At 71.2% G+C, this 24,369-nt stretch carries 22 protein-coding genes and 1 tRNA gene; 8 read left to right on the top strand and 15 right to left on the bottom strand.

Features of this window, described 5'->3' with window-relative positions:
• Positions 1–289: 289 nt before the first annotated feature.
• Together GCG21_RS09715 and GCG21_RS09710 are read right to left on the bottom strand one after the other, a co-directional pair.
• Entirely contained in the window at positions 290–637 is a 348-nt protein-coding gene (locus GCG21_RS09715; protein WP_152909479.1) for a hypothetical protein, read from the bottom strand.
• Between the two features lie 497 nt (positions 638–1,134).
• Entirely contained in the window at positions 1,135–1,605 is a 471-nt protein-coding gene (locus GCG21_RS09710; RefSeq protein WP_152909478.1) for a hypothetical protein, read from the bottom strand.
• A gap of 219 nt (positions 1,606–1,824) precedes the next feature.
• On the opposite strand from GCG21_RS09710, the gene GCG21_RS09705 reads away from it, so the two are divergent.
• Complete coding sequence (locus GCG21_RS09705; RefSeq protein WP_194165033.1) at positions 1,825–2,319, top strand: MarR family transcriptional regulator; 495 nt, start codon at positions 1,825–1,827, stop codon at positions 2,317–2,319.
• Positions 2,316–3,887, top strand: coding sequence for an MFS transporter (locus GCG21_RS09700; protein WP_152909476.1), 1,572 nt, complete (start codon positions 2,316–2,318; stop codon positions 3,885–3,887). Before GCG21_RS09705 ends, GCG21_RS09700 begins: the two co-directional genes overlap by 4 nt.
• Before the next feature lie 40 nt (positions 3,888–3,927).
• Here the strand turns inward: GCG21_RS09700 and GCG21_RS17270 are convergent, their stop codons facing one another.
• The 6 genes from GCG21_RS17270 to GCG21_RS09670 all read right to left on the bottom strand — a co-directional run bounded on the left by GCG21_RS17270 (position 3,928) and on the right by GCG21_RS09670 (position 11,642).
• Positions 3,928–4,857: an NADP-dependent oxidoreductase gene (locus tag GCG21_RS17270; protein WP_370517428.1), complete on the bottom strand. Its 930-nt coding sequence runs from the start codon at positions 4,855–4,857 to the stop codon at positions 3,928–3,930.
• Positions 4,854–5,768, bottom strand: coding sequence for a DUF4349 domain-containing protein (locus GCG21_RS09690; RefSeq protein WP_152909475.1), 915 nt, complete (start codon positions 5,766–5,768; stop codon positions 4,854–4,856). The genes GCG21_RS17270 and GCG21_RS09690 overlap by 4 nt, the downstream gene beginning before the upstream one ends.
• A 114-nt stretch (positions 5,769–5,882) precedes the next feature.
• A complete protein-coding gene (locus tag GCG21_RS09685) occupies positions 5,883–6,377 on the bottom strand; it encodes an SRPBCC domain-containing protein (RefSeq protein ID WP_152909474.1) in 495 nt (164 codons plus the stop codon).
• Between the two features lies 1 nt (position 6,378).
• On the bottom strand, positions 6,379–6,717 hold the full coding sequence (locus tag GCG21_RS09680) for a helix-turn-helix transcriptional regulator (protein ID WP_152909473.1): 339 nt from the start codon (positions 6,715–6,717) through the stop codon (positions 6,379–6,381).
• Between the two features lie 92 nt (positions 6,718–6,809).
• Positions 6,810–7,991 (bottom strand): GDSL-type esterase/lipase family protein, encoded by a 1,182-nt coding sequence (locus GCG21_RS09675; protein WP_152909472.1) that lies wholly within the window; start codon positions 7,989–7,991, stop codon positions 6,810–6,812.
• Between the two features lie 96 nt (positions 7,992–8,087).
• Positions 8,088–11,642, bottom strand: coding sequence for a family 20 glycosylhydrolase (locus GCG21_RS09670; protein ID WP_194165032.1), 3,555 nt, complete (start codon positions 11,640–11,642; stop codon positions 8,088–8,090).
• Between the two features lie 237 nt (positions 11,643–11,879).
• Between GCG21_RS09670 and GCG21_RS09665 the strand changes: the two genes are divergently transcribed.
• Together GCG21_RS09665 and GCG21_RS09660 are read left to right on the top strand one after the other, a co-directional pair.
• Positions 11,880–12,926, top strand: coding sequence for a LacI family DNA-binding transcriptional regulator (locus GCG21_RS09665; RefSeq protein WP_228759928.1), 1,047 nt, complete (start codon positions 11,880–11,882; stop codon positions 12,924–12,926).
• Positions 12,927–12,937: 11 nt separating this feature from the next.
• Complete coding sequence (locus GCG21_RS09660) at positions 12,938–13,603, top strand: phosphatase PAP2 family protein (protein WP_152909470.1); 666 nt, start codon at positions 12,938–12,940, stop codon at positions 13,601–13,603.
• A 2-nt stretch (positions 13,604–13,605) separates the two neighbouring features.
• On the opposite strand, the gene GCG21_RS17265 is transcribed toward GCG21_RS09660, so the two are convergent.
• Positions 13,606–15,165 carry a PfkB family carbohydrate kinase gene (locus GCG21_RS17265; RefSeq protein ID WP_152909469.1) on the bottom strand — a complete coding sequence of 520 codons (1,560 nt, stop codon included), beginning with the start codon at positions 15,163–15,165 and terminating at the stop codon, positions 13,606–13,608.
• Positions 15,166–15,578: 413 nt separating this feature from the next.
• On the opposite strand from GCG21_RS17265, the gene mgtE reads away from it, so the two are divergent.
• The 3 genes from mgtE to GCG21_RS09640 all read left to right on the top strand — a co-directional run bounded on the left by mgtE (position 15,579) and on the right by GCG21_RS09640 (position 17,879).
• Positions 15,579–16,919, top strand: coding sequence for a magnesium transporter (mgtE, locus tag GCG21_RS09650; protein WP_152909468.1), 1,341 nt, complete (start codon positions 15,579–15,581; stop codon positions 16,917–16,919).
• A gap of 70 nt (positions 16,920–16,989) precedes the next feature.
• Positions 16,990–17,712: an oligoribonuclease gene (orn, locus tag GCG21_RS09645; protein WP_152909527.1), complete on the top strand. Its 723-nt coding sequence runs from the start codon at positions 16,990–16,992 to the stop codon at positions 17,710–17,712.
• 91 nt (positions 17,713–17,803) lie between these two features.
• A tRNA-His gene (locus GCG21_RS09640) sits at positions 17,804–17,879 on the top strand.
• 53 nt (positions 17,880–17,932) lie between these two features.
• Here GCG21_RS09640 and GCG21_RS09635 read toward each other — a convergent pair.
• The 5 genes from GCG21_RS09635 to GCG21_RS09615 all read right to left on the bottom strand — a co-directional run bounded on the left by GCG21_RS09635 (position 17,933) and on the right by GCG21_RS09615 (position 23,015).
• A complete protein-coding gene (locus GCG21_RS09635) occupies positions 17,933–18,514 on the bottom strand; it encodes a hypothetical protein (RefSeq protein WP_152909467.1) in 582 nt (193 codons plus the stop codon).
• A 334-nt stretch (positions 18,515–18,848) separates the two neighbouring features.
• Positions 18,849–19,544, bottom strand: a complete 696-nt coding sequence (locus tag GCG21_RS16255; protein WP_194165031.1) for a hypothetical protein — start codon at positions 19,542–19,544, stop codon at positions 18,849–18,851.
• On the bottom strand, positions 19,537–19,866 hold the full coding sequence (locus tag GCG21_RS09625; RefSeq protein WP_152909465.1) for an excisionase family DNA-binding protein: 330 nt from the start codon (positions 19,864–19,866) through the stop codon (positions 19,537–19,539). Before GCG21_RS09625 ends, GCG21_RS16255 begins: the two co-directional genes overlap by 8 nt.
• A 174-nt stretch (positions 19,867–20,040) precedes the next feature.
• Complete coding sequence (locus GCG21_RS09620) at positions 20,041–21,183, bottom strand: NAD(P)/FAD-dependent oxidoreductase (RefSeq protein ID WP_152909464.1); 1,143 nt, start codon at positions 21,181–21,183, stop codon at positions 20,041–20,043.
• Positions 21,183–23,015 carry a CocE/NonD family hydrolase gene (locus tag GCG21_RS09615; protein ID WP_152909463.1) on the bottom strand — a complete coding sequence of 611 codons (1,833 nt, stop codon included), beginning with the start codon at positions 23,013–23,015 and terminating at the stop codon, positions 21,183–21,185. Before GCG21_RS09615 ends, GCG21_RS09620 begins: the two co-directional genes overlap by 1 nt.
• Before the next feature lie 75 nt (positions 23,016–23,090).
• Here GCG21_RS09615 and GCG21_RS09610 point away from each other — a divergent pair, with 75 nt between their 5' ends.
• Positions 23,091–23,885: a TetR/AcrR family transcriptional regulator gene (locus tag GCG21_RS09610; RefSeq protein WP_152909462.1), complete on the top strand. Its 795-nt coding sequence runs from the start codon at positions 23,091–23,093 to the stop codon at positions 23,883–23,885.
• Positions 23,886–23,888: 3 nt separating this feature from the next.
• On the opposite strand, the gene GCG21_RS09605 is transcribed toward GCG21_RS09610, so the two are convergent.
• Entirely contained in the window at positions 23,889–24,287 is a 399-nt protein-coding gene (locus tag GCG21_RS09605; protein WP_152909461.1) for a nitroreductase/quinone reductase family protein, read from the bottom strand.
• Positions 24,288–24,369: the final 82 nt, after the last annotated feature.

Below are 24,369 nucleotides of genomic sequence, written 5' to 3'. Positions count from 1 at the left end.
GATGAACTCTCTGCCTCCGCTCGCATCAGGGGCGTTAGTCCTGAGCAAGCCCGTGCAGTGCACGGCGTGGGAGCTTTCCGCTCGCTCGCGGTCGCCGTCGAGTGCGACCGTCTCGCGATGCGGACAAGGAGTGAAGGTAGCGGGCCCCTGCCAGTCTGTCAAGCCGCGCAGTCTCGGCAAGGCGTCGCAGCGCCCGCGCTGGGGGTATGGCGCTCGCAGCGTCCTTCACTAAACATAGGGAGTCCCACGCCGTCCCATACAGGGTCGAGCGCCCAATCTGAGACGCAGCTCACATCTGCAAGCTGGTTCGGGCAGCCTTCGCCAGCTCGCGCGCAGCGGCGGCAAGGGTCTCCACATCGTCAGCTGAACTGACCGGCTCAGCGTGAGACAGCCCCAGCACGTCGCGCCCGTCTATGGTCACCCCCTCACGCAGCGGCACCCCGTCCCAACCTTCGAGCAGTTCCCAACCGTCCGCCGCGAGCGCTCGCACGGCGGCGTTCCAGTCGGCGGCGTGCAGCGAGCTGCCAGGCGCGAGGGGGTCGCGCACGTCGTCGGCAGGATCGGGCAGAACAAGCAGCCCCTGGCCGGTCAGGTGGTCGAGGTGGGCAGTGTGCGAGGCGTACGCGACGGTCAGCATGAGGGCATCCTTCGAGGGTCGAGATCGATTGACAGTGCATAGACACGATTGACAGGTTATCGACGTGGCGCTGAGTGACGCTCAGGCGGTTTGAATGGCCGAATGGCGCGGCCTGTGGGACTCTGAGCGATTGCCAGTGACGCAGGGCCTGATTCTCCGTAGGTTGCAGGTTCGAGTCCTGCCGGGGGCACCGACAGACCGGCGATTCGAGCGGGTGAATCGCCCACGTCGCGCCGTCTTCATGACCGCGTTGGAGAAGGGCCGAGGGCCCGAGCGGGGTGAATGCCGCTCGGGCCCTCGGTGAAGTTGCAACAGGGAGACCTGCCCCTGCTTTCGCCTCCTACGGTAGAGCATGCGACGTCATCAATCGACCAGCCGGACGGAGCTCTACGAGATGCTGGAGCCTCACCTCGCGCCGGCGCGGCCGGCTCCCTATGTCGCCGCGACTGGCGGCAACCGGCGACAGGCGATCCGTGCGTATCGACGCCCGAACGATGCTAGCCCGCCACCGGTGTGACCACGAAGGAGATCCAGGGCTCGGAGTCGCTCAGGAGCACCTCGACCTCGTAGTCGGCGTTCTTCACGAGCCCGTTGCCGGTGTCGGCGCCCCAGTAGGAGTCCTCGAAGCCGGCGTCGTTGAGCATCCCGTGCGCCTTCTCCATGTCGCCCGGCTGGTCGTCCGTACGGAAGTTCGCTATCCACCCCTCGGCACTCGTCAACGGGATCGCCGAGGCGATCGGGAGGTCCGGTAGCGGCACCGCCGCGGGGAAGTCGTCCGGGAGCGAGCTCTCCGACCCACTGCCGCCGGCCCCCTCGGCGGCCTGCCCGTCCGACGCATCGGACGTGCCGTCGTCGGCATCCGCGACGGAGCCGGCGGCCACGGAGGCGTCGCCGTCGGTCACCTGCCCGTCGCCTGCGGACGCACCGCAGCCGGCGGTGGCGAGCGCGAGCGACGCGCACAGAGCCATCAGCGGCAGAAATCTCGGCCTGCATGTTTCGGTCACGAAGGCACCCTCCTCTTTCGTCCGGGGCAGTGCATCATGCGCCGCTCACAATCCGCTCACATCTCGTTGTCGACTTGTCGAGTTGTCGCCCACTCCGAGTTACTTGCTTGCGGTAAGCAACTGAAAACTCTACGATGGCGCTCGCGGCGGAACCGGATCCGCACCGAAGAGACAGGAGCAGGAGTGATCGACGATCACCATGCGGGGCAGATCCTCGCCGAGATGGTCCGCATCGCCCGCACGTTCCACCGGGCGGGGCAGAACGGCCGGGAGCGCAGCCTCGCCGGCACGGAGTTCGGCATCCTCCAGTGCCTGCGCGGCGGTGACGCCCGGCTGAGCGAGATCGCCCACCGCATCCAGGTCTCGGCGGCCGTCACCTCGCGCGCCGTCGTCTCCCTGGAGACGGAGGGGCTCGTGGAGCGGCGGACCGACCCGCACGATGCCCGGGCCGCTCGGATCTCCATGACCGCCGCCGGGCGCGCCAGGCTGGTCGAACGCGAGTCGAGGGTGGTCGCCGAGTTCGGCGACGCGCTCGGCGACTGGTCCGCCGCGGATGCGGAGCAGGCCATCGCCCTGCTCGCCCGACTCAACCGGGACCTCGGGGCGGTCATCGACCCACCGGCCCCCGCCGCCACCGACGCCTCGGCCGCACCGACCAGGAAGGACAGCGCCGGATGACGACCTCCCCCACCACGGCCACCGCCACCAGTGCCTACCGGCAGTACTCTCACCGCGAGATCCTCGAGGTGATGACGGCGCTGCTCGCCGCCCTGTTCACCGCGATGATCTCCACCACGATCGTCTCCACCGCGCTGCCCACGATCATCGCCGACCTCGACGGGACGCAGCGCCAGTACACCTGGGTGATCACGGCGAGCCTGCTCGCGATGACCGTGAGCACGCCCGTGTGGGGCAAGCTCTCGGACCTGTTCAGCAAGAAGGCGCTCACGCAGATCTCCATCGTGCTGTTCGTGCTCGGATCCGTGGCGGCGGGCCTGACCACCTCGATCGCGATGATGATGGTCGCCCGTGCGGTTCAGGGACTCGCCATGGGCGGACTCATGGCCCTGGTTCAGGCGATCATGGGATCGATCATGGCCCCGCGGGAACGCGGCCGATACGCCGGCTACATGGGCGCCGTCATGGCGGTCGCGACCGTCTCCGGTCCGCTCCTGGGCGGGGTCATCACCGATTCCCTCGGCTGGCGCTGGTGCTATTTCGTCAGCGTTCCGCTGGCGGTCGCCGCGCTCGTGCTCCTGCAGATCAAGCTGACGCTGCCCACGACCCGGCGCACGAAGGCCCCGCTCGACTACTCGGGCGCGATCCTCGTGACGTTCGTCGCCGCGCTGCCCATGCTCTGGGTGACGTTCGCGGGCAGCGACTACGACTGGATCTCCTGGCAGTCGGGCGCCTATCTCGTGGCGTTCCTCGTGGCCGCGGCCCTCCTCGTCGTGGTCGAGCTCCGGGCGGCAGAACCGGTGATCCCGATCCGGCTGCTGCGCAACCCCACGGCGGCGCTCATGATCGTCGCCGGCATCGGTGCCGGCGTGGCCATGTTCGGCTCCGGGGTGTTCCTGACCCAGTACTTCCAGCTCGGGGGCGGAGCCTCCCCCACGCAGGCCGGACTCATGACGATGCCGCTCATCGTCGCGCAGATGCTGGCCGCGACGATCGGCGGGCAGATCGTCACCCGCACCGGGCGGATCAAGCCGGTCATGCTCGTCGGCGGCCTCGTCATGCTCGTCGGGCTGTTCGGCCTGGGAACGATCGACCACACGATGCCCTACTGGCTCGTCGCCGTGTTCATGGCGCTCATGGGCGCGGGGATCGGCGCGCTCGTGCAGAACGTCGTGCTCGTCGTGCAGAACACGGTCGACGTCACCCAGATCGGCGCGGCCTCGGCCGCGATCGCGTTCTTCCGCTCCCTCGGAGGCGCCGTCGGCGTCTCGGTCCTCGGCGCGGTCCTCACGGCACGGGTGGCCACGAACATCGCAACGGGTCTGAGTTCGCTCGGCTTGTCCGCGGACTCGATGTCGTCCGGTTCGGGCGACACGAAGCTGGACATCAGCGGGCTCCCCGGGCCGATCCAGGAGGTGTTCCACCACTCGTATGCGGATGCGTTCGGCGGCGTCTTCCTCATCGCCGCCATCTGCTCGGTCGTCTCGGTCGTCGCGATCATCGCCATGCGCGAGGTTCCGCTGCGCACCACGATCGCGCTGACGAAGACGGAGGAACGGAGCCGATAGTCCCCGCCGCCCACCCGCGAGGACGATCGCGGCGGCGCTGCTATCGGGCCGCCGGCAGGCGGAGCACGAGCTTGCCGCGGGCGTGGCGCGTGCGCACCCGGGCGAGTGCCTCCGCGGCGTCGTCGAACGGGTAGACCCGCTCGATCTCGACGTGCACCTCGTTCGCGACCACGTCGGCCATGAGCCGGATCAGGTCGGCCCGCACCTGCGCCCGATAGTCCACCATGGTCACGGCGATTCCCCGCTCGGGCATCACCTCGTCACCGGAGACGGTGACGAGGCGACCGCCGTCGGCGACCACGCGCATGGCCTCGGCGCTCGTGCCGGGCTGCACCGCGATCGCGGCATCGATTCCCCCGCCCACCCAGCGCCGGACCTCCTCGACCCACCCGCCGTCGTGATAGTCGACCACGTGCTCCGCGCCGAGTGAGCGCAGGTACTGGTGGTTGCGCGCCGAGGCCGAGGCACCGACCCGCCGGCCGCGCCGGTGAGCGAGCTGGATCGCCAGGGTCCCGATGGCCCCGGACCCGCCCGCGACGAAGATCGAGGCGCGCTCGGGCATGGCCCCGAGCGCGGCGAACGCCCGCAGGGCCGTGTTGCCCGCCACCGGCAGCGCCGCGGCCCGGGCGAAGTCGAGCCCGGCCGGGATCGGCAGGATGAGGGACTGCGCGTCGACCACCGCGTATTCGGCCCACGTGCCGCCCTTCGGCTGCATCGAGCTGACGAAGGCGATGCGGTCACCGGCCCCGTAGCCCGAGACTCCGCCGCCGACCGCCTCGACGATCCCGGCGCCCTCGATCCCGATCGGGTAGTCCGGCCCGGCAGCGGCCGGGAGGAAGGACGAGTCGTGGATCCCCACCCCGACCGCACGCAGCCGCACGAGCAGCTCGCCCTCACCCACCCGGGGCACGGGCACCTCGGCAGGACGGATGAGGCCCGCTGCGGGATCCGACAGCACGAACGCCTTCACCCTTGGACACTATCCGAATCCGTGGAACCGCCGTCGGGACCCTCCGCCCGCTCCCCCGCCGCCACACGCCGGCGCCGGCGCCGGCGCACGAGCAGCAGCACGACCACGACGGGGACGCCGACGACGACCACCCAGGGCACGAGCGCACCGGCGACCACGAGCAGGGAGGAGACGAAGGACAGGAGCGCGTTCCATCCGGTGGCGAGGCCGCCGACGAAGCCGCCCGCGTCCACCTGGGCGGGCCCGGCGGTGGGAACGAGGTCGACCGTGAGCGTGGACATCTCCACCTGCCCGGCCAGGTACTCCCGCCGCGAGAGGTGCGATTCGAGCTCGGCCTGGCGCTCGCTCAGCGCGGCCTCCGCCTCGAGCAGGTCGGAGCTCTCGGTCGCGCCGGCCATGATCTCCCGCAGCCGGTCGGTCGAGATGCGCAGGGCCTCGATCCGGGCGTCGAGATCGACGACCTCCGCCGTCACGTCCTCGCTGGTCTGGGAGACCTCCTGCACCCGGCCGAGGTCGGCGAGTCCCTCGATCACGACGGCCAGTTCCTCGGCGGGGATCCGCAGGGCGAGCGAGGCGCTCGGCGGACCGGACGCATCGCCCTCCCCGGCCCAGGTGTGGCGGCCGTCGACCCAGCCGCCCAGCCCCGTGGCGCGGTCGGCGAGGTCGTCGGCCGCGGCCGCCGGATCGTCGGCCTCGACGGTCGCCGAGGCGGTGGTGATCACCTGGCGCGGGGCGATGTCGGGATCGACGCCCTGACCGGCTGCACCGGCCTCGGATCGCTCGTAGGCCTGCTGATCGGCCACGGAGCGGCCCGCGTCGTGGCCCGCGCTCTCGTCGGCGCCTTCGGCGCTGCACGCCACGAGGCCGGCGGCGATGGCCAGGCCGGCGATCAGGCGCGTCATCGTGCTCATGCCCGTGACCCTAGGCCGCCGGGGGCCGAATGTCCCGATCGTCACCGAATCGGCACGCAACCGTGCCCGCTCCGTGACCGGCCGGCGGCACGCCGGCAGCGGGCCCCCGGCGGGTCAGGCACCCGCACCCGCGAGCAGGCCGTCGATCTGGTCGATCGCCGTCCGCGCCCCCTCCTCGACGCCCATCTCGAGCACGACCTGCAGGTCCGCGACCGTGTCGTACGAGGTCTCGTACACGGCTCGGGTGCCCCCGGCCACGGTGGTGAAGGAGTACACGTTGTGCGAGACCGGCAGCTCCGGATTCGGCGTCAGATCCTCGTGGGCGAAGCCGTCGTCGAAGGTGAACCCGTTCGGCTCGTCGACGTCGGTGATCGCCCACCAGCCGGCGAAGCGCTGCCCGTCGGGGCCGGTCATGTAGTAGCTCGAACGTCCACCGGGCACGAGATCGTGCTCGATGAATGTGGCTGGGAACTCCGGCGGCCCCCAGACCTTCTCCAGCCGGCGCGGGTCGGCGTACAGCGCCCACACGCGATCGAGCGGGGCCTTGAACTCCGCGGTGATGACGAGCCGGCGGCCCTCGATGTCCTTGACGATGTCGATGACGGGCATGTCACTCCTCCTTCGGTGGGATCGCGAGCAGGTCGTCGATGCGGGCGATGCGTCCGCGCCAGATGTCCTCGAACTCGTCGAGGATCGAGGCGACCGAACGCACGGCCTCGACGTCCCCGCTCGCGAGTTGTTCTCGTCCGCGTCGCCGCTTGGCGAGCAGGCCCGCCCGCTCGAGCACGGCGACGTGCTTCTGCACCGCGGCGAAGCTCATCTCGTATTCCGCCGCGAGATTGGTGACCGAGTGCTCCCCGGCCAGGACCCGTCGCAGGATGTCGCGACGTGTGCGATCGGACAGCGCGTGGAAGAAGGCATCGGCCCGCTCCTCACTCGACTCGTCCATGGACTAAACATACAACCAATCAGTTGTATGTTGTCAAGGCCTTCATTCGGATTCACGCGTCGGGACGACGTCGCTCGCCCCCCGCCCGAGCGTCACCTCTCCCTCGTCCGGCCCACCCCGGCGAACGCCCCGCCGCCGAACACCGACCGGGCGAACCGCTCCCCCATGAGCCGATGCGCCTCGGGCCCCGGATGCAGGGCGTCGGGCAGCGGGAGGCGAGCGGCGTCGTCCGCGCCGAAGAGGGCGAGCCCGTCGAGGTAATGCAGGTGTTCATCCTCCGCCCGCCGCTCGGCCACGATGCGGGCGAGCTCTGCGCGGATCGTCTCGAGCGTGAGCCGCCCGGCCGCGACCTCGGCCGGATCGCCGCTCGAGGTGAAGACGACCCGCCCCTCGGCCAGCGCGTCCGGATCGAAGGCGGCCGGGCCCGGGGTCGTCTCGACGATTCCGCAATGGATCGGTGAGATCACGAGCAGCGGGGCGCTCGGGTGCCCATCGCGGATCTGATCGAGGTAGCCGTGCACGGCCGTGCGCATCGCCCGCAGCCGCATGACGTCGGAGGTCACGAGGTTGATGCCCAGTTCCAGGCTGATGACATCGGCCGGCCGGTCGCGGATCGTGCGTGCCATGAACGGGTCGAGCAGCGCGCTGCCGCCGAAGCCGAGGTTCGTCAGCTCCGCGCCCGCACTCCGCGCCGCGGCCGCCGCCCACGTCCCGGTCGGCCGGGTCGCGTTCGACCCGTGGCCGATCGAGCTGCCGTGATGCAGCCACCGCGGCCCATCGCTCGGCGCGGGCTCGGCCGGCGCGTTCGCGCGCACCTCGATCAGTTCGGTCGCCTCGTTGTGGGGCAGCCAGAGCTCGATCGTCTTCTCCCCCGGCCCGAGGCCGTCGAAGCGAGCGGTGAAGGGCTCCCCCTCGTGCATCGTGACGGCTCCGGTGAGCGGGTCGAGCTCCGCGACGGTGCCGCCCGAGGTCACGACCTCGGCCATCACGCACGAGTCGACGACCAGTTCCACCACCCCGTCCGGCCGCGGCTCGAGCCCGGCGAACGTCGCGCGCGATCGCCGGGCGGTCAGCTCGACGGACGTGGCCCGTGTGCGCAGCGCGACGCGCACGCCGGCGGTCTGTGCCGCGTTCGCCCGCAGCCGCGGGTCCGCGGCCTGCCGCAGCGCCCATTCGTCGAGTCGCCAGGGCGCCACGCCCCGCGCCGTCCCCTCGAGCCGCAGCGCCCCGCGCACGTAGTCATCGGTCAGGGGGATCGCGTGGGTCGGTGTCATCGGATCAGTCTAAGGACGACGAACGGCGCCCCCCGTAGGAGAGGCGCCGTTCGTCGTCGCGCGAGTGGCCGCCGGATCCCGCTGGACCCCGCTCGATCAGAGCGTGCCGGTGGCCCGCCTGCGCAGCACCATGGCCGCCGCCCCGGCGATGAGCAGCAGCATCGCGGCCGCGGCGTAGCCGGTCACGGCCGCACCGGTGTCGGGCAGCGGCTCGGTCACGTCGGGTACCTGCGCGCCGTCGGCGCCGGCGCCGTTCGACCCGTCCGGACCGTCAGCACCGGTAGCACCGGCAGACCCATTCGAACCATCGGACCCGTCGGAACCGCCGGAGCCGTTCGACCCGCCGGACCCATCGGAACCGTTCGAACCATCCGAGCCGTTCGAACCATCCGAGCCGTTCGAACCATCGGACCCATCAGACCCATCAGACCCATCGGAACCGTCAGACCCGTTCGAACCATCGGACCCGTTCGAACCATCAGAGTCGTCGGACCCATCGGACCCATCGGAGCCATCGGACCCGTCAGAACCGTCGGACCCGTCAGACCCGTCGGACCCGTCGGAGCCGTTCGAGTCGGCGGGGACGACCGTGAGCTGTGCGTCGGCGGCGGCCCCGGTGGTGGTCCCGGTCGCGGTCAGGGTGTACTCCCCGCCCTCGACGCCGGCGGCCACGGGGATCGCGACCTCGGCCCGGCCCTCGGCGTCCGCCTGCGCGGTCACCGACTCGGCGCCGTCGGCGTCGAGTGCGAACTCGACGATCTCGCCCGGGGCGAAGCCCGTGGCCACGGCGGTGACCTCCTCGCCGGCGGTCACCTCCCCGGCTCCCACGCTCAGCTCCGGGGCATACTCGGGCGCCGGTGCGGCGGGACCGGCCACGGCGATCTCACCGGCGGTCGCCCAGACGAAGCCGTGCACCTCGGAGAGCCCGGTGAGCATGACGTAGCGGGCGCCGGTGGCCGGGAACGGCGCGAGCTGCGGCTCGCCGGTGTTGACGAACGTGCCGGTGGCCACCGGCTCGCCCCAGTCCTCGCTGTCGAACGCGCTCACGGTGTCCGAGGCGTACACCTCGTACTCGGCGATCCGTCCGTTGGCGCCGCCATCGCCGCCGCTGTCGCGGCCGGTGTACCAGAGGCCGCACACGTCGCTCGACTCGCCGAGGTCCACGACGATCGAGTGCGGGTAGCCCGGTTCGGACGGCGACCACTGCGAATGCCAGTACGTGGCGGGGTCGCCGTCGATCGCGGCGGTGGCCACGCCGCTGCCGGCCGCCTCGCCCGTGGTCTGCTCGCTCGAGACGCTCGCGATGGCGACCGGGGTGATCCGCTCGACCGAACACATCGACGCCACGTCGCTCGAGGCCGTCGAGATCACGGTGCCGTCGCCATCCACGAGCTCGAACGTGACCGGCCCGGAGAGGGAGTCGCCGGAGACGTTGTACAGCGTGACGCCCACGTCGGCGGACTCACCCACGCCGATCTCGGCCACGGGGGTGCTGCCCGGCAGTACCGTCCAGCCCGCCGGGAGCGAGGCCGCCCGCAGGGTCGCGCCGGCGAGGGTGGTGCCGGTGAAGTTCCCGAGCCGCACCGTGCCGGAGATGCTGTCACCGGGGGGCGCCGCCGACGCGTCGAGCTCCAGCCGCATGGAAAGGGAGCCCTGGAGGGCCCACACGGTCGTTCCCCAGTCGGCCGGGGTCTGCACGATGAGCCCGTCGGGCACGTCCTTGAGGTCCTCGTGGGCCACGGGCACGTCGGTCAGGCCGTCGGAGATCGACAGGTACTGCTGGGAGGCGGCGTTGATCAGGTGGAAGCCGCCGTCGGCGCGCTTGACCTGCCACTGCTGCACCGTGGTGTCGCTGCAGGTCGAGAGCACGACGTCGGCGCCGATCTCGACCGGGACCGCGAGACGCATCGTGCCCTCGTCGGAGAGGCTGAGGCAGCGGCCGTCGTTCGTGGTGATCGTGTAGTAGCCGGCGTCGTTGCTCGTCAGGGTGAGGTCGAGCCCGTCGCCGTCCGCACCGAGCCGCAGCGTTCCGCCCTCGCCCGCGGCGAGGACGCCGGAGCCGTCGGCTGCAGACATCGTGAACGCACCGTCGGGAACCGGGAGGCGTTCGACGTTCTCCCACAGTGGCGGACGCCCGATCTCACCCATGGCGGCCTTGAAGCCGTTGTAGTCGCTCCACGGCCGCGAGTCCGCCCAGGTGGCCTGGGCGATGAACCGTAGCGGCTCGAACATCCGCTCTTCGGTGGTGTTCTCGGCCTCGTTCGGGGTGCCGGCATCCGGCCAGGCACTGATGCGCGCACCACGGATCTGGTCGAGGCCGCCGGTGATCGTGCCGTTGTAGAAGTCGGTCGGGCTCCAGCCGGAGTTGTACAGGTTCCGAACGTTCACGCCATAGCCGCCGCGCACCATGTACAGGGAGTTGGAGACGTTGACGATCTCGTGGCCCCAGTCGATGAAGTCCTGTGGGTTGACGTGGGAGGCGGCGTTGTTCCAGTGCTCGATCACGATATCGGTGTCGAAGTCGACGAACTCGTTGTCGGTGATCACGCCGTCGTTCCAGATGCGCAGGGTCTTGCCCTGGGACTTGACGTAGTCGTTCACCTTGTTCACGTACCAGGCCACGACGTCGTTCTGGGTGGCGGTGGGACCCCACTGGGCCTCGGCGAACGCCTTGATCTGCGGGAAGTTCGCGTATCCGGAGCCGAGCATGTACTCGTCCACGCCCATGTGCCAGTAGTCGGAGTCGAACACGTCCGCGTACTCGTCGATGAGGTCGGTGTAGAAGTCGAAGGAGGCCTCCTTCGTGATGTCCATGCGGACCTCGTCCTTGACCCCCGTGCTCTCGTTCGTCAGCTGCAGCTCGGGCATGTTCTCGAGCCAGATCTCCATGTGACCGGGCGAGTTGATCTCCGGGATCACGTCGATGCCGAGCTTGTTCGCCTTGGCCACGAGCGTGCGGATGTCGTCCTTGGTGTAGTACGACCACGTGTTGGTCTGGGGATAGGCGTCGACCTTGACCTTGAGTTCGATCATGAGTGTGTTGAGCTTGAGGTAGCTCATGTCCTCGAGGAGCCGATCGATGAAGTCGGTCGAGATGTTGATGACGCAGGCGCACAGGGTGACCCCGCGCTCGGAGTACGCGGGAACGTCGATCGCCGAGCCGTAGGGCAGGTCGAGCTGCTGGGTGAGCAGCTGCACGAGGGTGCGCGTCCCCCAGAACGTGCCGGTCTCGGTGGCGCCGGTGATCGTGATCTGCTCGTCGATCTCGAGTTCGTAGCCCTCCTCGCCCAGGTCGTCGGCGCCGGCCCGGGAGGAGTCGACGATGAGCTCGACGTCGCCCGCGGCGGCGGCCCCCGAGCCGGCCTCGACGCCGGGCACGATCGTGTCGAGCTCGTCGGCGAGCAGCTCGGCGGAGGAGGTGAGCCGCTCGTCGTCCGCGGCGGCGACGACGGTCAGGTCGCCCGTCGCGGTGAAGGTGCCCTCGGCGCCCTCCCAGCCGTCGAGCGAGGGGAGCAGCTGCGGCAGGTCGGGGGTGTCGGCGGCGGCCATGGGCGCCAGCGTCAGCGGCGCGATCGCCGCGAGCGCGGCGGTGGCGAGGGCTGCGACAAGGGTTCGTGCGCGGCCGGGGCCGCGCGGCGTGGAGCTCAACACTCGGTACTTCTCCGTTCCGTGTGCGCTGTGCGCTACGTGCTGTGTGTGCGGACGACGACTCGCGCCGACCGCTGGCGACCAGTGACGGCCACTGGTGACCACTGATGACCACTGATGACCACTGACAACGCTGTGCGAGTATGGCATCGGTAACATACGACGTCCTGAGCGAACATGTCAAGATCGCCCACACAACGTCACGTTCGCTCACACGCGTGCCCGAGAGGAGGAACCGCCGTGCCCACGTCCGCCTCCCGCGCCCCGGGCATGACCGACGTCGCCCGGCTGGCCGGAGTCTCCCCGCAGACCGTCTCGCGGACCCTGCGCGGACACTCCTACGTGAGCGCCGCCACCCGCGAGAAGGTGATGGACGCCGTCCATACGCTCGGTTATCGGATGAACACGGCCGCGCGGGCGCTCTCCTCGGGGCGAACGCGCACGATCGGGGTCATGACGATGGCCACGGGCTCCTACGCCGGCGCGGTGACGCAGATGAGCATCGACCAGCGGGCGGCCGCGCACGGCTACGCGGTCGTCGGCGCCCAGGTCGGCGTGGTCGACCCGCGGGCGATCGGGGCGGGCCTGCAGCGCCTCGCGGCCCAGGGCGTCGAGGGGCTCGTGCTGGCGCTCCCGCTCGGCACGATCGACCCGGGGAGCGAATCGCTCCTGCGCGCCCTGCCGACGGTCACGATCGGCGGATCGGCCACGACGGTCGGGGAGTCCCTCGCCCTCGATCAGCGGGTGGTCGCCGAGCTGGCGACGGCCCACCTGCTCGGCCTCGGGCACGGCACGGTCCACCTCCTGGCCGGCCCGGACGACTGGATCGACGCCGCCAACCGCACGGCGGGCTGGCGAACGACGCTCACGGCCGCGGGCCGGCGCGCGCCCGCCCCGCACCACGGCGACTGGAGCCCCGAGTCCGGATACCAGGCGGGGCTCGCGCTCGGGCGCGATCCGGACGTCACGGCCATCCTCGCGGCGAGCGACGACATGGCCTTCGGCGTGATCCGGGCCCTCCACGAGCTCGGGCTGCGCGTGCCGGAGGACGTCTCGGTCGTGGGCGTGGACGACATCGACCTGGCCGCCTACTGCAGCCCGGCACTGACCACCGTGGCCCAGCCGTTCCGGGAGCTGGGCCGGGCCGCGGTCGACCACGTCGTGGCCCGGCTCGAGCACCGGCACCCGAGCGACGAGCCGCCGGTCCCGGCGCCGCGCCTGGTGGTGCGCTCCTCGACCGGCCCGGCGCGCCGCCCGGATCGGCCGGGGGCCGCGCCCCGCCGATAGGCTGGGCGGCCATGAGCCATCACGGCGCGGTCCACACCGCGGACGACCTGTCCACCCGGGCGCTGCTGCGCACGACCCTCATCGTGGTCGGATCGCTCGCGCTCGCGGCCCTCGTCGCGTTCCCGCTGCGCGAACCGATCTTCGTCGCCGTGGCCGGCGGGCTCGGCGACTCCCCGCTCGGCCCGCTCTTCGCGGCCGTCGCCGAGCACGGCATGTACCTGTTCGTGCTCGCCGCGGCCGCCGGGGCGGTGTGGACCTGGCTGCGCGACCGCGCCCGGTTCTGGCTGCTGGCCACCGGCGGGATCGGCGTCATCGCGGCCTATCTGCTCAGTGAGCTCGTCAAGGTGATCGTGACCGAGGAGCGCCCGTGCCGCACCCTCGACGTGCAGGGGGCCCTCGCCTGCCCCGCGGTGGGCGACTGGTCGTGGCCCTCGAACCACTCGGTGCTCGCCGCGGCGTTCGCGACCGCGCTGCTGCTCACGTTCCCGTGGGCCGCGCGCTGGCTCATCGCCTGGGCCGCCCTGCTCGCGTTCTCCCGGCTCGCCGCCGGCGTGCACTACCTGCACGACGTGCTCTCCGGGCTCGCGCTGGGCACGCTCGTGGTCGTGGCGGTCGTGCTCGCGATGCGCGCGCTCGTGCTGCGCGTCGGCGCGCGGCCGGGCTCCGGCCTCGGCTGATCTCAGCGGCGCCGCGCCAGCACCACCGCGTCGGTCAGCTCGGCGACCTCCCCGGTCGGCGAGGTCGCCGAGCGCACCCGCGATTCGGCCACGAGCACCTCCCAGTCCGGCCCGTCGAGCCCGAGGCCGGTGACCGCCTCGGCGGCGCTCGGGAAGGCGTGCAGTTTCTCCCCCGCCTCGTGATCGTGCCCGTGATCGCGCGCCGCCCACGGCGGGAAGTCCACGTGTCCCACGATGAGGAACGAGCCCCCGGGGGCGACGGCGGCGGCGGCCCCGCGCAGGATCTCGTCCCGCGGGAACTCGAGCTGGGAGTGCAGGAAGCAGGCCGACACGAGGTCGTAGGTCGCGGCGGGCCGCCAGTGCGCCAGGTCGGCGCGCTGCCACGTGATCCGATCCGCGACCCCGCGCCTGCGGGCCTCGGCCTCGGCTCGCCCGAGCGCGGTGGCCGAGATGTCCACGCCGGTCACGTGCCAGCCCTGCTCGGCGAGCCAGATCGCATCGGCCCCCTCCCCGCAGCCGAGGTCGAGGGCGGTGCCGGGGGTGAGCGCGCCGGTCTCCTGCACGAGCGCGGCGTTCACGCGCCCGCTCCACATCGCGCCGCGTTCCCGGTAGCGGCCCTCCCAGTAGGCCTTGGTCTCGCTCGCCGGCCCGGCCGGCTGCTCGAGCCCGAACCGCGTACGGACGACGTCCCGGTCGGCCTCGTAGCCCTGCGCGCCATCGCCGGTGGTCGCCATCGCCCCGACCGCGGCGGCGAAGTCGATCGCCTCGGCGAGCGGGTGCCCCTCGGCCAGGAACGTGGCGAGGCCGCCGACGAACGCGTCACCCGCCCCGGTCGTGTCGATCGGGTCGATCTCGAACGCCGGCCGCTCGCCGGGGCCCTCCGCCGTGTGCCAGAGCACGCCCGCCGCGCCGAGGGTGACGACCACGTCGACGCCGTGTCGCGAGTGGATACGGGCGGCCAGGTCGGCCGTGGCGGCGGACTCGTCTTCGAGCACGATCCGGGCCTCGGTCTCGTTGACCACGAGCAGGCTCACATCGCCCAGCAGGTCCGCGACCGGGGCGCCGGGGGCCGCGTTGAGCACCGTGACCAGGCCGCGGGAGCGCCCGTAGGCGAGGGCCGCGGCCGTGGCCGCCATCGGTATCTCGAGCTGGCACACGAGCACGTCGCCGGCCTCGGCGAACTCGAGTCGCCCGGGGACGCCGGCCGGGGAATGGGAGCCGTTCGCGCCGGCGATGAGCACGATCTGGTTCTCCCCGTCCGCGTCCACGGTGATGAGGGCCTGACCGGTGGGGGTGTGCGGCTCGGAGCGCAGCCGGCTCAGGTCGAGACCCGGCTCGGCTGCCAGGGCGAGGCGGACGGCCTGGCCCCGGGCGTCGTCCCCGATCGATGCGACGATCACGGCCTCGGCGCCCATGCGGGCGGCGGCGACGGCCTGGTTGAGGCCCTTGCCGCCGGGCGCGGAACTCGACCTGTGGGCGTGGATCGTCTCGCCGGGGCGGGGGAAGGCCTCCACCCACACGGACGTGTCCAGGTTGGCGCTGCCGTAGACGATGACCCTCACGCTGCTCCTTCGGTCGGTTCCCTCAACCTAGCCGGTCGGGGGCGCGCCGCGGGGAGAACGCACCCGCGGCGCACGGAGCAGCCCGGGCCCCGCGGAGGCACACGCGCGCACACGGCGGCACACGGGGGTGCTTCGTGCCACAGCGAGAGCCGCCCGGAGCGGTTACACTACGAGGGTCATTATCGCCGCGAGACGCACCGAAGGGGGATGGCCATGGAACCCGGCAGTAGTCGAGATCATCACGCCATCAGGAGTGCGTACCGCGCCGGCGCTTCCTGACCTGGGCGTTCAGGGCGCACCCGGGCCGCTCCCGCAGCGGGCCCGCCATGGCGGCGGGTTCGAGGTAGGAGACATCGGCCACCGATAGCGGCCGCGCCGATGCCGGCCGCTGGCAGCAGCGCGGAGGATGACCTATGACGATGACCGAGACCCTCACCCACGTCCACGACCTCGTGGAGCGCACGGACCTGGTCGAACTGGCCGGATTCCTCTCGGATGCGCCGTTGCCCGAGGTGTCCGAGCTGCTCGACCGGCTCCCGGCCGCCGACGCGGCCGTGGTGTTCCGGCTGCTGTCCAAGGACACGGCGATCGACGTGTTCGAACGACTCGAACCGGCCGCCCAGGCGGACCTGATCACCGAGCTCGGCGACGCCGAGGTGGTGGGGGTCTTCGAGGCGCTCGACCCGGACGACGTGGTCGGGCTGCTCGACGAGCTGCCCGCGAAGGTGACGAAGCGGTTCCTGCGCGAGCTCAGCCCCCGGCAGCGCCGCGCCACGGCCCCGATCCTCGGCTTCCCGCAGGGGTCCATCGGACGCCGGATGACCCCGGAGTACCTCACCGCCCACCCGGACGAGAACGTGGCCACGGTGCTCGAGCGGGTCCGGCGCAACGAGGCGAGCGCCGAGACCATCTACGTGGTGCCCGTGGTCGACGCCTCCCGCACCCTCGTCGGCATCGCCAGCCTGCGGGACCTGCTGCGCGCCGAACCGGAGGAGTTCGTGCACGAGGTGATGAACGCGGCCACCTCGGTCGTCGCGTACGAGGACGACGAGGCCGCCGCGCGCCGCTGCCTCGACGTCGGCCTCATCGCGATGCCGGTGGTGGACCGGGAGGAGCGGCTCATCGGGCTGCTCACCATCGACGACGCCGTGCGGATCATCCGGGCCGCCGAGGACGAGGACCGCGCCCGCGCCGGCGGCCACGAGCCGCTCCGGCGCACCTATCTGCTCACGCCCATCCTCTCGATCACGAAGGCGCGCGGCCCCTGGCTGCTCGTGCTGGCGATCTCGGCGATCCTCACGGTGCAGGTGCTGCACATCTACGAGGCCCCGCTCGAGGAGCTGACGACGCTCGCCCTGTTCATCCCGCTGCTCACCGGCACGGGCGGGAACACCGGCTCCCAGGCCGCTACCACCCTGACCCGGGCGATCGCGATGAACGAGATCGGCAACCGGGACGTGGGGCGGGTGGCCTTCAAGGAGCTGCGCACCGGGTTCTCCCTCGGGATCGCGCTCGGCACCCTCGGTTTCGTGATCGCGACCCTGGTGTTCGGGATCGACATCGGGATGGTGATCGGGCTGACGCTGCTGGCGATCTGCACGATGTCGGCGGTCGTCGGCGGGGTCATGCCGATCATCGCGAAGCTGTGCCGGGTCGACCCGGCCGTCTTCTCCACGCCGTTCATCTCCACGTTCTGCGACGCGACCGGCCTCATCATCTACTTCTCGATCGCCAAGGCGATCCTCGGGTTGTAGGCCTGCCTCGGAACGGGCGGACGCGGCGAATGCCGGCGGTCGCCGTTAGGCTGGCCGGGTGAGTGTGAAGATGCAGAGCCCCAGCAGCGACCCGATCGTGTGGATCGACTGCGAGATGACCGGGCTGGACCTGACCAAGGACGCCCTGATCGAGATCGCGGTGATCGTGACCGATTCCGAGCTGCACCCGCTCGGGCCCGGGCTCGATCTCGTGATCGCTCCCCCGCCGGGGGCCACCGACGACATGGTCCCGATCGTGCAGGAGATGCACACCGCCTCGGGCCTGCTCGACGAGCTCGCCTCGGGCACCACGCTCGCCCACGCGCAGCAGCAGGTGCTCGACTTCATCAAGCAGTGGGTGCCGAAGGCGGGAACCGCGCCGCTGGCCGGGAACTCGGTGGGCACCGACAAGATGTTCCTCGATCGGGACATGCCCGAGCTCACCGCGTTCCTGCACTATCGGATCATCGACGTCTCCTCGATCAAGGAGCTCGCGCGGCGCTGGTACCAGCGGGCGTACTTCCAGTCGCCCAAGAAGGCCGGTGGGCACCGGGCGCTCGCCGACATCGCCGAGAGCATCGACGAGCTGCGCTACTACCGCAGCGTGCTCTTCCCCGCCGACCCCGGGCCGGACTCGGCGACCGCGAAGGCTGCCGCCGCAGCGATCCTCGGCTCCCCCACCCCGGCAGTCCAGGTGGACGAATCCGGCGCGCTGGACGGCGACGCCACTGTGATTCCCGACACTCCCGTAGCCGCGGAATCCAGCGGAACCGGCGAGGCCTTCGGCCTCTGAGCAACCACCCCGGCGGGGTGAGGCGCCCCCGATTCGTGAGGGTGACGAATCCTCGCTACACTGGGCGCGCAGCGGGAGACCGCTGCACATGGTGGGCGTAGCTCAGCAGGTAGAGCGCCGCGTTGTGGTCGCGGATGTCGCGGGTTCAAGTCCCGTCGTCCACCCCAATCCGAGCCCCAGCGTATCGACGCTGGGGCTCGATGCTGTGTGAGTCGGCACGTCACGCGGGCGTGGGGTGGTCATGACGGTGATCATCGAAATAGCGCTCCGGGCTCGCCGAGGCACGGGCCCCCGAGGCCAGCCACGCCTCGAGCGCGATGGCGTCGCGGGCCTCCAGTTCCTCGAGGATCTGCTGCCGCCGCATGATGACGCTCAGCTTCTCAACGACCGAATCCGCCTGCCACAGCTCCCAATAGCTGTGGCGCCACGCGAAACACAGCATGACATCGGACATATACCGCGGCTCCGCCACGGGCACGAGCGATGGCGGCAGCTCCGGGCTCGGCTCGACCGCCGCTGATGGAGTCTGTACCAGGGGGTCCGGCGCCTCGACGACACGGTCGCGCAAGGCGCGCACCGGCGGACTCGTCGCCGCCGCGACGGCCAGCACCACGAGCGCGAGTCCCGGAAGCAGCGAGAGCACCGCCACCGTCGACAGCACGAATGCCACCACGCACGCCACGACCCGGCCGATGCGGCGTGCGGGCACGACCCACGGCTGCGTGGAATCGAGGTGACGATCGTGCTCCGCCGTCGCCAGAATCACGACGAGCGGGATCGCCACAGCGAGAGCGATCCCCATGACCGCATCGGGGCCCCAGAGCAGGACCGCCAGGCCACAGCCGGGGATGCAGAGAAGCGTCCATCTCCTGACCCACCACGACCAGCTGCCGAGTGTCAACGAATCCGACCTCACTGCCCCGCCTCCGCGTCTTGTCCAGGGTCGCTGGGGCCCGCACCAACAGCATCTATATCTCGACGCTAAATTCGGTGACCGCGGCGCACAAGGATGCGCGTGGACATTTCTGTGGACCCCGTGAACCCGCCCACCTACGCTGCCCGCGATCAGGGCCGTGCAGTCACCGGCGCAGCCACCGGCCCGGGCTCACCGAGCCGGGTCTCAAGGGGCTGTGGCGTCAGTTCGACTGGGGCAAGACTTCGCGGGCTCTCGGGCCCGACGGATGCTGCGGACACAGTCCGCGTTGCAGGCCTACTGCGTCATCAAGACGCGCATCGCAGCGGATACAGGCAATGCCTCGGACGATCGTGCTCGGCTGGTCAAGATCGGCTTGTACCGGTCTCGTGTCATAGGCGCCGGCGAACCGTGCAACCAGGTGAGGATGTCTACGGCCGAGCATCCGGTGAATCTCGGCTGCGGTGCGCGGCGGCTTCTTCTGCACGGCTGCGAGCAGATCGACACCCTCCGAATATGCCCACTCGGTGAACCGCGACGCCATGAAGTAGTCAGGGTTCACCGCGCTCATCCCATGCGCCGCGAGGTCATCGAACGCAAAGTCGTCCACGTCAGCCGTGATCAGATACCGAGCTCCCGCACGGATTGCGTCGGCCACCACCTGCCGATCCTGGGTCGTGCCAGTCACCAGACCCTCGGTGCTCGTTGCCGTTGGCGACAATTCGGTGCCCAGAATCTTCTTGCGCACGATCGAAGTCCGCGACGCCTCGCCGCGCGCGTGCCGATCCGCCTCGACTTCGACGTGCCGCGACCACGTCCACCGCAGACCGTCCGCACGCGCACCGGCGATCAGCAAGGTGCGGGTGACCGGCGAAGCGAGCACATTGGCGTCCAGGAAGAGCAGCGGTGCTTCACTCACCGAACAGCTCGGCCTCGATGTCGGCAGCGGACGCTTCGGTCATGCGCCGCATCAGCTCACGACTGTATCGCTCGTACTCGTTCAGCGGGATGCGATGGTGGGTGCCGACCTTCGTGGCGGTGATCTCGCCTTCGGCGATCCGGCGCAGCACGGTGGATCGCGACATCCCCAGCCGTCCCGCGACCTCGGCGGGGGTCAGCAACTCCACGCGGGTGGAGAAGTCGACGACCTCGCCGCGATTCTTTGCCGAGTCCAGGAACGCGCGCACGCGCGCCCAGTCGTCGTTCGACAGGTGCGCCGGGTTCACCGTCATGCTGTTCATGTTCCCCAGCGTACTCTGCTATGACCACTTACGTCTTACCAAGTGTTCATCGAGGCAGACAGGCGACGGAGCCCCAATCAGCCATCCTCCTCGCGCGATGCCCAGTTGTGGCTCATTCGGGCTCCCCGATCGCACCGGATCCGACCTGCGCGCCGTGATCGGGACATTCCCGACTCAGTACGTGACCCAGTCGGTGCCGAACCAGCGGCGCGCGCGGGACCGGCCGAACTCGGCCTTGTCACGCGACAGCGATCCCGACGGGGCCTCGAACGTGCCGAACGGCCGCTCGCCGCTGCGGAACGTCACCTCGACCCGGCCGACGGTCTCGTTGCCGTATTCGACGTAGCAGACGCCGGTACCGTCGTAGGTGGAGACGGCCTCCGTTCCGCGGTGCCGGGCGATGAGTCGATCGGCCACGACGCGGGCCTGCCGTTCGGAGAAGACGCCCGCCTTCGGCGTCCCGACGCTCGTGACGTCACCGACGGCGTACACGTTCGGGAAGCCGGTCTCGAGGGTGAGCGGGTCCACCGGCACCCAGCCGTCCACGCACAGGCCCGAATCGGCCACGACCCGCGGCACCCGATGGGCCGGTACCCCGAGGAACAGGTCGAAGGGGAGTTCCTCCCCGTCCGCGCAGACGGCGAGGCGGCGGTCCGGGTCGAGCGAGCGCACGAGCCGGTTCGGATACCAGCGGATGCCGCGCTCGGCGAAGGCGGCCAGGAGCGACTCGGAGGCCCCCGGCGAGGGCGGAATCGGGCTGGGTAGCGGCATGACCAGGGAGATCTCGCTCGCCTCGCGCAGCCCGCGGGCGGTGAGGAAGTCGTGCATCATCAGCGCCGTCTCGCTCGGCGCCGGCGGGCACTTGAAGGGCGTGGACGTGACACCCACGACGACGCGGCCACCGCCGAACGACTCGAGCACCGCGCGCGCCGCGAACGCCCCGGCGGGCGTGTAGTAGTCGACACCCGCCTCGACCAGTCCGGGCGTCGCCGCGGGATCGAGGTCGGCACCGAGGGCGACGACCACGACGTCGCCCTCGAACCGGCCGGCGCCGGTGTCGACGGCGCGATGTACCGGGTCGATCGCCCGCACCTCGGCCCGGACGAACCTCACCCCGGGCCGGGCGATGTCGGCGTAGGAGTGGCGCACGGCCGCCTCGCTCGTGCGCCCGAACATGACGTCGAGCTTCGAGAACCCCAGGACGAACCCGTCGGCACGGTCGATGAGCACGACGTCGGCGTCGTCCCCGAGTTCCTCCGACACGCGGGCCGACAGTTCGAGTCCGCCGAAACCCGCGCCGAGAACCAGCACTCGCATTATTGCTCCTTCGGGTCATTCCGTTCGGACCGAGCCGTCTCGACCGTCGCCGCCGATGGCGCGGTGGGGATGCGGGGAGCGAGCAGGTGGGCGGGCCGCTCCGGGCCCCAGCGGAGGGTGCAGCGGCCGGCGCCGACGCAGCGGTATCGGGCCGGGAAGTTCCCGGTGAGCGGGTTGGCCGGCCAGAGCCATCGCCCGCCGATCACGAGACGCAGCGACTCCCCGGGCCGGAACAGGGTCGCGGAGTGGCCGAGGGCGACGTCGACGGGCACGACCTCACCCGGCCGCAACGGTTCCCGGGTCCGGTACGTGTGCACGGGCTCGCCGATCCTCGAGGCGTCCTCGTCGAGCTCCCGCAGCGAGGCCCGCTGCCAGCCGGTCGCGACCCGGTCGCGTCCGAATCCGTAGGAGCCCTCGAAGCCGACGTAGCGGGAGCCGCGCCACTTCTCGACCCCGGCGACGAGGTCGACGTCGTCGCCATCCTCGACGGCGAGCCAGATCCGCAGCGCCATCGGCCCGGTGAGTTCGAGGTCGGCGGGGGCCGTGAACGTGAACACCGCGGCGCGCCGGCGCGGCCGGAAGGTCACCGAGCCGGGTACCTCGGCGGGCTCGAGGCGCAGGAGTCCGCCGGGCGCCAGGTACAGCGGGGTCCAGTCCGTGCGGGCGAGCGGCCACTCGTGCTCCTCCCGCACCTCGACGATCCGATCACCGGCCTCGCGCACCTCGAGCCGCACCTCGACCGACCCGGCCGGTTCCGCCGCCTCGGCCGGTTCCGCCGAATCGACCGGTTCTGCCGCCTCCGTAGGACCCGGTATCTCCGCCGGACCGGGGACCCCACGCAGGTGGCGGTCGAAGAAGGCGAGCTGGGCCCGCCGGGCCGGCTCACCGTAGAACGTCGTCCATTTGCCACCGCGGTGGGTGTAGGCGTGGCGCTCGTTCGAGCCCGCGCGCTCGAACGCGCGGAACGAGCCGCGCGAGTGGAGGTTGTTGTCGGAGAAGCTCGCGCACACGAGCATCGGCACCCGGATCGAGGCGAGGTCCGGCGTGAGCGAACGCCACCAGTCGTCACGGAAAGGGTGGCGGCGCTGCTGCGCGCGCACGTCCACCTCGAGCCGGCTCGTCCGGCGGGTCCCAGCAGCCCAGACGGCGGTGAAACCGGTCTCGAGCAGCCCACCGGGCCGCATGAGGTCGCGGTAGGGATCGGTCATGCCCTCCCACGGGCAGATGGCCCGCAGCGAGGGCGGCGCGAGCGCGGCCACCTTGTACTGCGACATCGCCAGATAGGACACCCCGAGCATGCCCACCCGGCCGTTCGACCACGGCTGCGATCCCGCCCATTCGACGATCCCGGCGATATCGCGGGCCTCGGCGTCGGACATGAGGGACCCCGTGCCCGCCGAGGTGCCCGAGCCTCGCAGATCGGCATTGACGACGGCGTAGCCCTGCGCGGTCCACCACGCGGGATCGGGGGCCTCCCAGCTGGTCAGGGTCGAGAGTCGCACCGGTGCCGGCTGGCGCATCATGCGGTACTGGATCGAGAACCTCGAACGGTTCCCGCGCCGGGTCGGCAGATGGTCCTTGCCGTACGGGTGGGCCGAGACCAGCACGGGCAGGCGCTCCTCGCCGGGCGGCCGGTAGACGTTGACGCGCAGCACCGTGCCGTCGGCCATCGGCACGGCCACGTCGCGATCGCTCAGCACGGAGCCGGGTGCCGGTTCGTACACGGACACGGGCGGGCGCGCGATCCCGCCGAGCCGAGCGAGCGCGTACCGGAATGCGCCGGGCCGGTGCCACGCTCGATCGAGGACCGGGGCGGGTGCGGAACGGGCCATGTCACATCTCCGAGATTTGAGTGACACTCAAGTAGACTTGAATCACACTCTAATCCTCGCTCCCGGGATCCGTCCATGCCCTCCCCCGCCCCCCGTCGCCCGAACAATCGACCGAACCGTCGTCCGGCCAGTCGAGCGACCGACCGACCGACCGATCGAGCGACCGATCGACCGACCGATCGACCGACCCGGCGGCAGGAGGCCGCCGCGGCCTCCCGGGCCGAGACGCGCCGGCGGCTGCTCCGGGCCGCGGGCGCGGAGTTCGCCGACCGCGGTTATCACGCGGCCACCGTCGCCCGGATCGCGGACCGGGCCGGCGTCACCGTCCAGACCCTCTACCTCGCCTGGGGAAGCAAGCGCGCCCTCCTGCGCGCGCACCTGGACGCCGCACTCTCGGGCGATGCGGGCACGGACTATTCCGAGCAACTCCCCCGTCTCATCAGCCAGTCGTTCGCCGGCACCGAGTCCGATGCCCGGGCCGTGGTCGAGCGCATCGCGCGGTTCTATGTCGGACTCGCCGGCCGCGCCGCCCTCGGCTGGCGCCTCTACCGGGACGCGGCGGCGACCGACGCCGAGGTCGCGGCCGACTGGCGGGCCCTGCAGGATCTGCGCCGCCGCACCGTCGCCGACCTCGTCGGGCGGATACCGGCCGCCGAGCTGCGGGCGGACCTGACGCCCGAGGCCGCGGCCGACACGGCGTGGGCCATCGCGAGCCCGGAGACCTATGAGCTCCTGGTCACCACGGCCGGCTACGACCTGGCGGCGTACGAGCACTGGGTCGGCCGCACCCTCGCCGCGGCACTCCTGACCCGACCGGCCCCACCCGGCCCCGACCGGCCCCGACCAGCCCGTGACGGCCACGACACCTGACCGTCAGCGGCGGCCGGGCGCGCGTCCGTCCGCGCGGAGCAGCCGGAACTCCTGCCGGCGCAGCAGCCGCAGGATGAGCCGGGCCGGAAAGCCGAACGCGCGCCGCCCGTCGTCGGCCGGATAGGGCTCGATCGCGACGATCCGGTACACAGTGCCGCCGACGAGGATCCGGCAGCTACCCGCCGCGACGACGTTGCGGTACCAGTCCACGCCCGCGCCGTAGGTGAGCTCGGCGACGAACCCCTGCGGCACGCGCGCCACGATGATCGGCGTCTCGTAGACCTTCCCGGACCTGCGCCCGACGTGTCGCACGAGCGAGATCGGCCCGACGCCGGACTTCGCGAGCCGGATCGTGAACCGGTTGAGCGTGTTCTTGACCAGCCAGAGGAATGTCCGCCGCATCCGCCCAATCTCGCATCGCCCTCGAGGCGGGTCAATGGGCACCCCGGTGCGCGGGCCGTCGAAGTGCACGTGGACGCCGGCC

This window comes from Pseudactinotalea sp. HY160, assembly GCF_009372055.1.
Taxonomy (GTDB): domain Bacteria; phylum Actinomycetota; class Actinomycetes; order Actinomycetales; family Beutenbergiaceae; genus HY158.
The sequence above is the reverse complement of the archived record's forward strand: the minus strand, read 5'-3'. Positions and strand labels throughout refer to the sequence as shown.

Bases quoted from the DNA above. Each gene is read 5' to 3' on its own strand.
- GCG21_RS09715 (WP_152909479.1), bottom strand. From the start codon at position 637: ATGCTGACCGTCGCGTACGCCTCGCACACTGCCCACCTCGACCACCTG.
- GCG21_RS09710 (WP_152909478.1), bottom strand. From the start codon at position 1,605: ATGGCTCTGTGCGCGTCGCTCGCGCTCGCCACCGCCGGCTGCGGTGCG.
- GCG21_RS09700 (WP_152909476.1), top strand. From the start codon at position 2,316: ATGACGACCTCCCCCACCACGGCCACCGCCACCAGTGCCTACCGGCAG.
- GCG21_RS09690 (WP_152909475.1), bottom strand. From the start codon at position 5,768: ATGAGCACGATGACGCGCCTGATCGCCGGCCTGGCCATCGCCGCCGGC.
- GCG21_RS09685 (WP_152909474.1), bottom strand. From the start codon at position 6,377: ATGCCCGTCATCGACATCGTCAAGGACATCGAGGGCCGCCGGCTCGTC.
- GCG21_RS09680 (WP_152909473.1), bottom strand. From the start codon at position 6,717: ATGGACGAGTCGAGTGAGGAGCGGGCCGATGCCTTCTTCCACGCGCTG.
- GCG21_RS09675 (WP_152909472.1), bottom strand. From the start codon at position 7,991: ATGACACCGACCCACGCGATCCCCCTGACCGATGACTACGTGCGCGGG.
- GCG21_RS09660 (WP_152909470.1), top strand. From the start codon at position 12,938: ATGAGCCATCACGGCGCGGTCCACACCGCGGACGACCTGTCCACCCGG.
- mgtE (WP_152909468.1), top strand. From the start codon at position 15,579: ATGACGATGACCGAGACCCTCACCCACGTCCACGACCTCGTGGAGCGC.
- orn (WP_152909527.1), top strand. From the start codon at position 16,990: ATGCAGAGCCCCAGCAGCGACCCGATCGTGTGGATCGACTGCGAGATG.
- GCG21_RS09635 (WP_152909467.1), bottom strand. From the start codon at position 18,514: ATGGGGATCGCTCTCGCTGTGGCGATCCCGCTCGTCGTGATTCTGGCG.
- GCG21_RS09625 (WP_152909465.1), bottom strand. From the start codon at position 19,866: ATGAACAGCATGACGGTGAACCCGGCGCACCTGTCGAACGACGACTGG.
- GCG21_RS09620 (WP_152909464.1), bottom strand. From the start codon at position 21,183: ATGCGAGTGCTGGTTCTCGGCGCGGGTTTCGGCGGACTCGAACTGTCG.
- GCG21_RS09615 (WP_152909463.1), bottom strand. From the start codon at position 23,015: ATGGCCCGTTCCGCACCCGCCCCGGTCCTCGATCGAGCGTGGCACCGG.
- GCG21_RS09610 (WP_152909462.1), top strand. From the start codon at position 23,091: ATGCCCTCCCCCGCCCCCCGTCGCCCGAACAATCGACCGAACCGTCGT.
- GCG21_RS09605 (WP_152909461.1), bottom strand. From the start codon at position 24,287: ATGCGGCGGACATTCCTCTGGCTGGTCAAGAACACGCTCAACCGGTTC.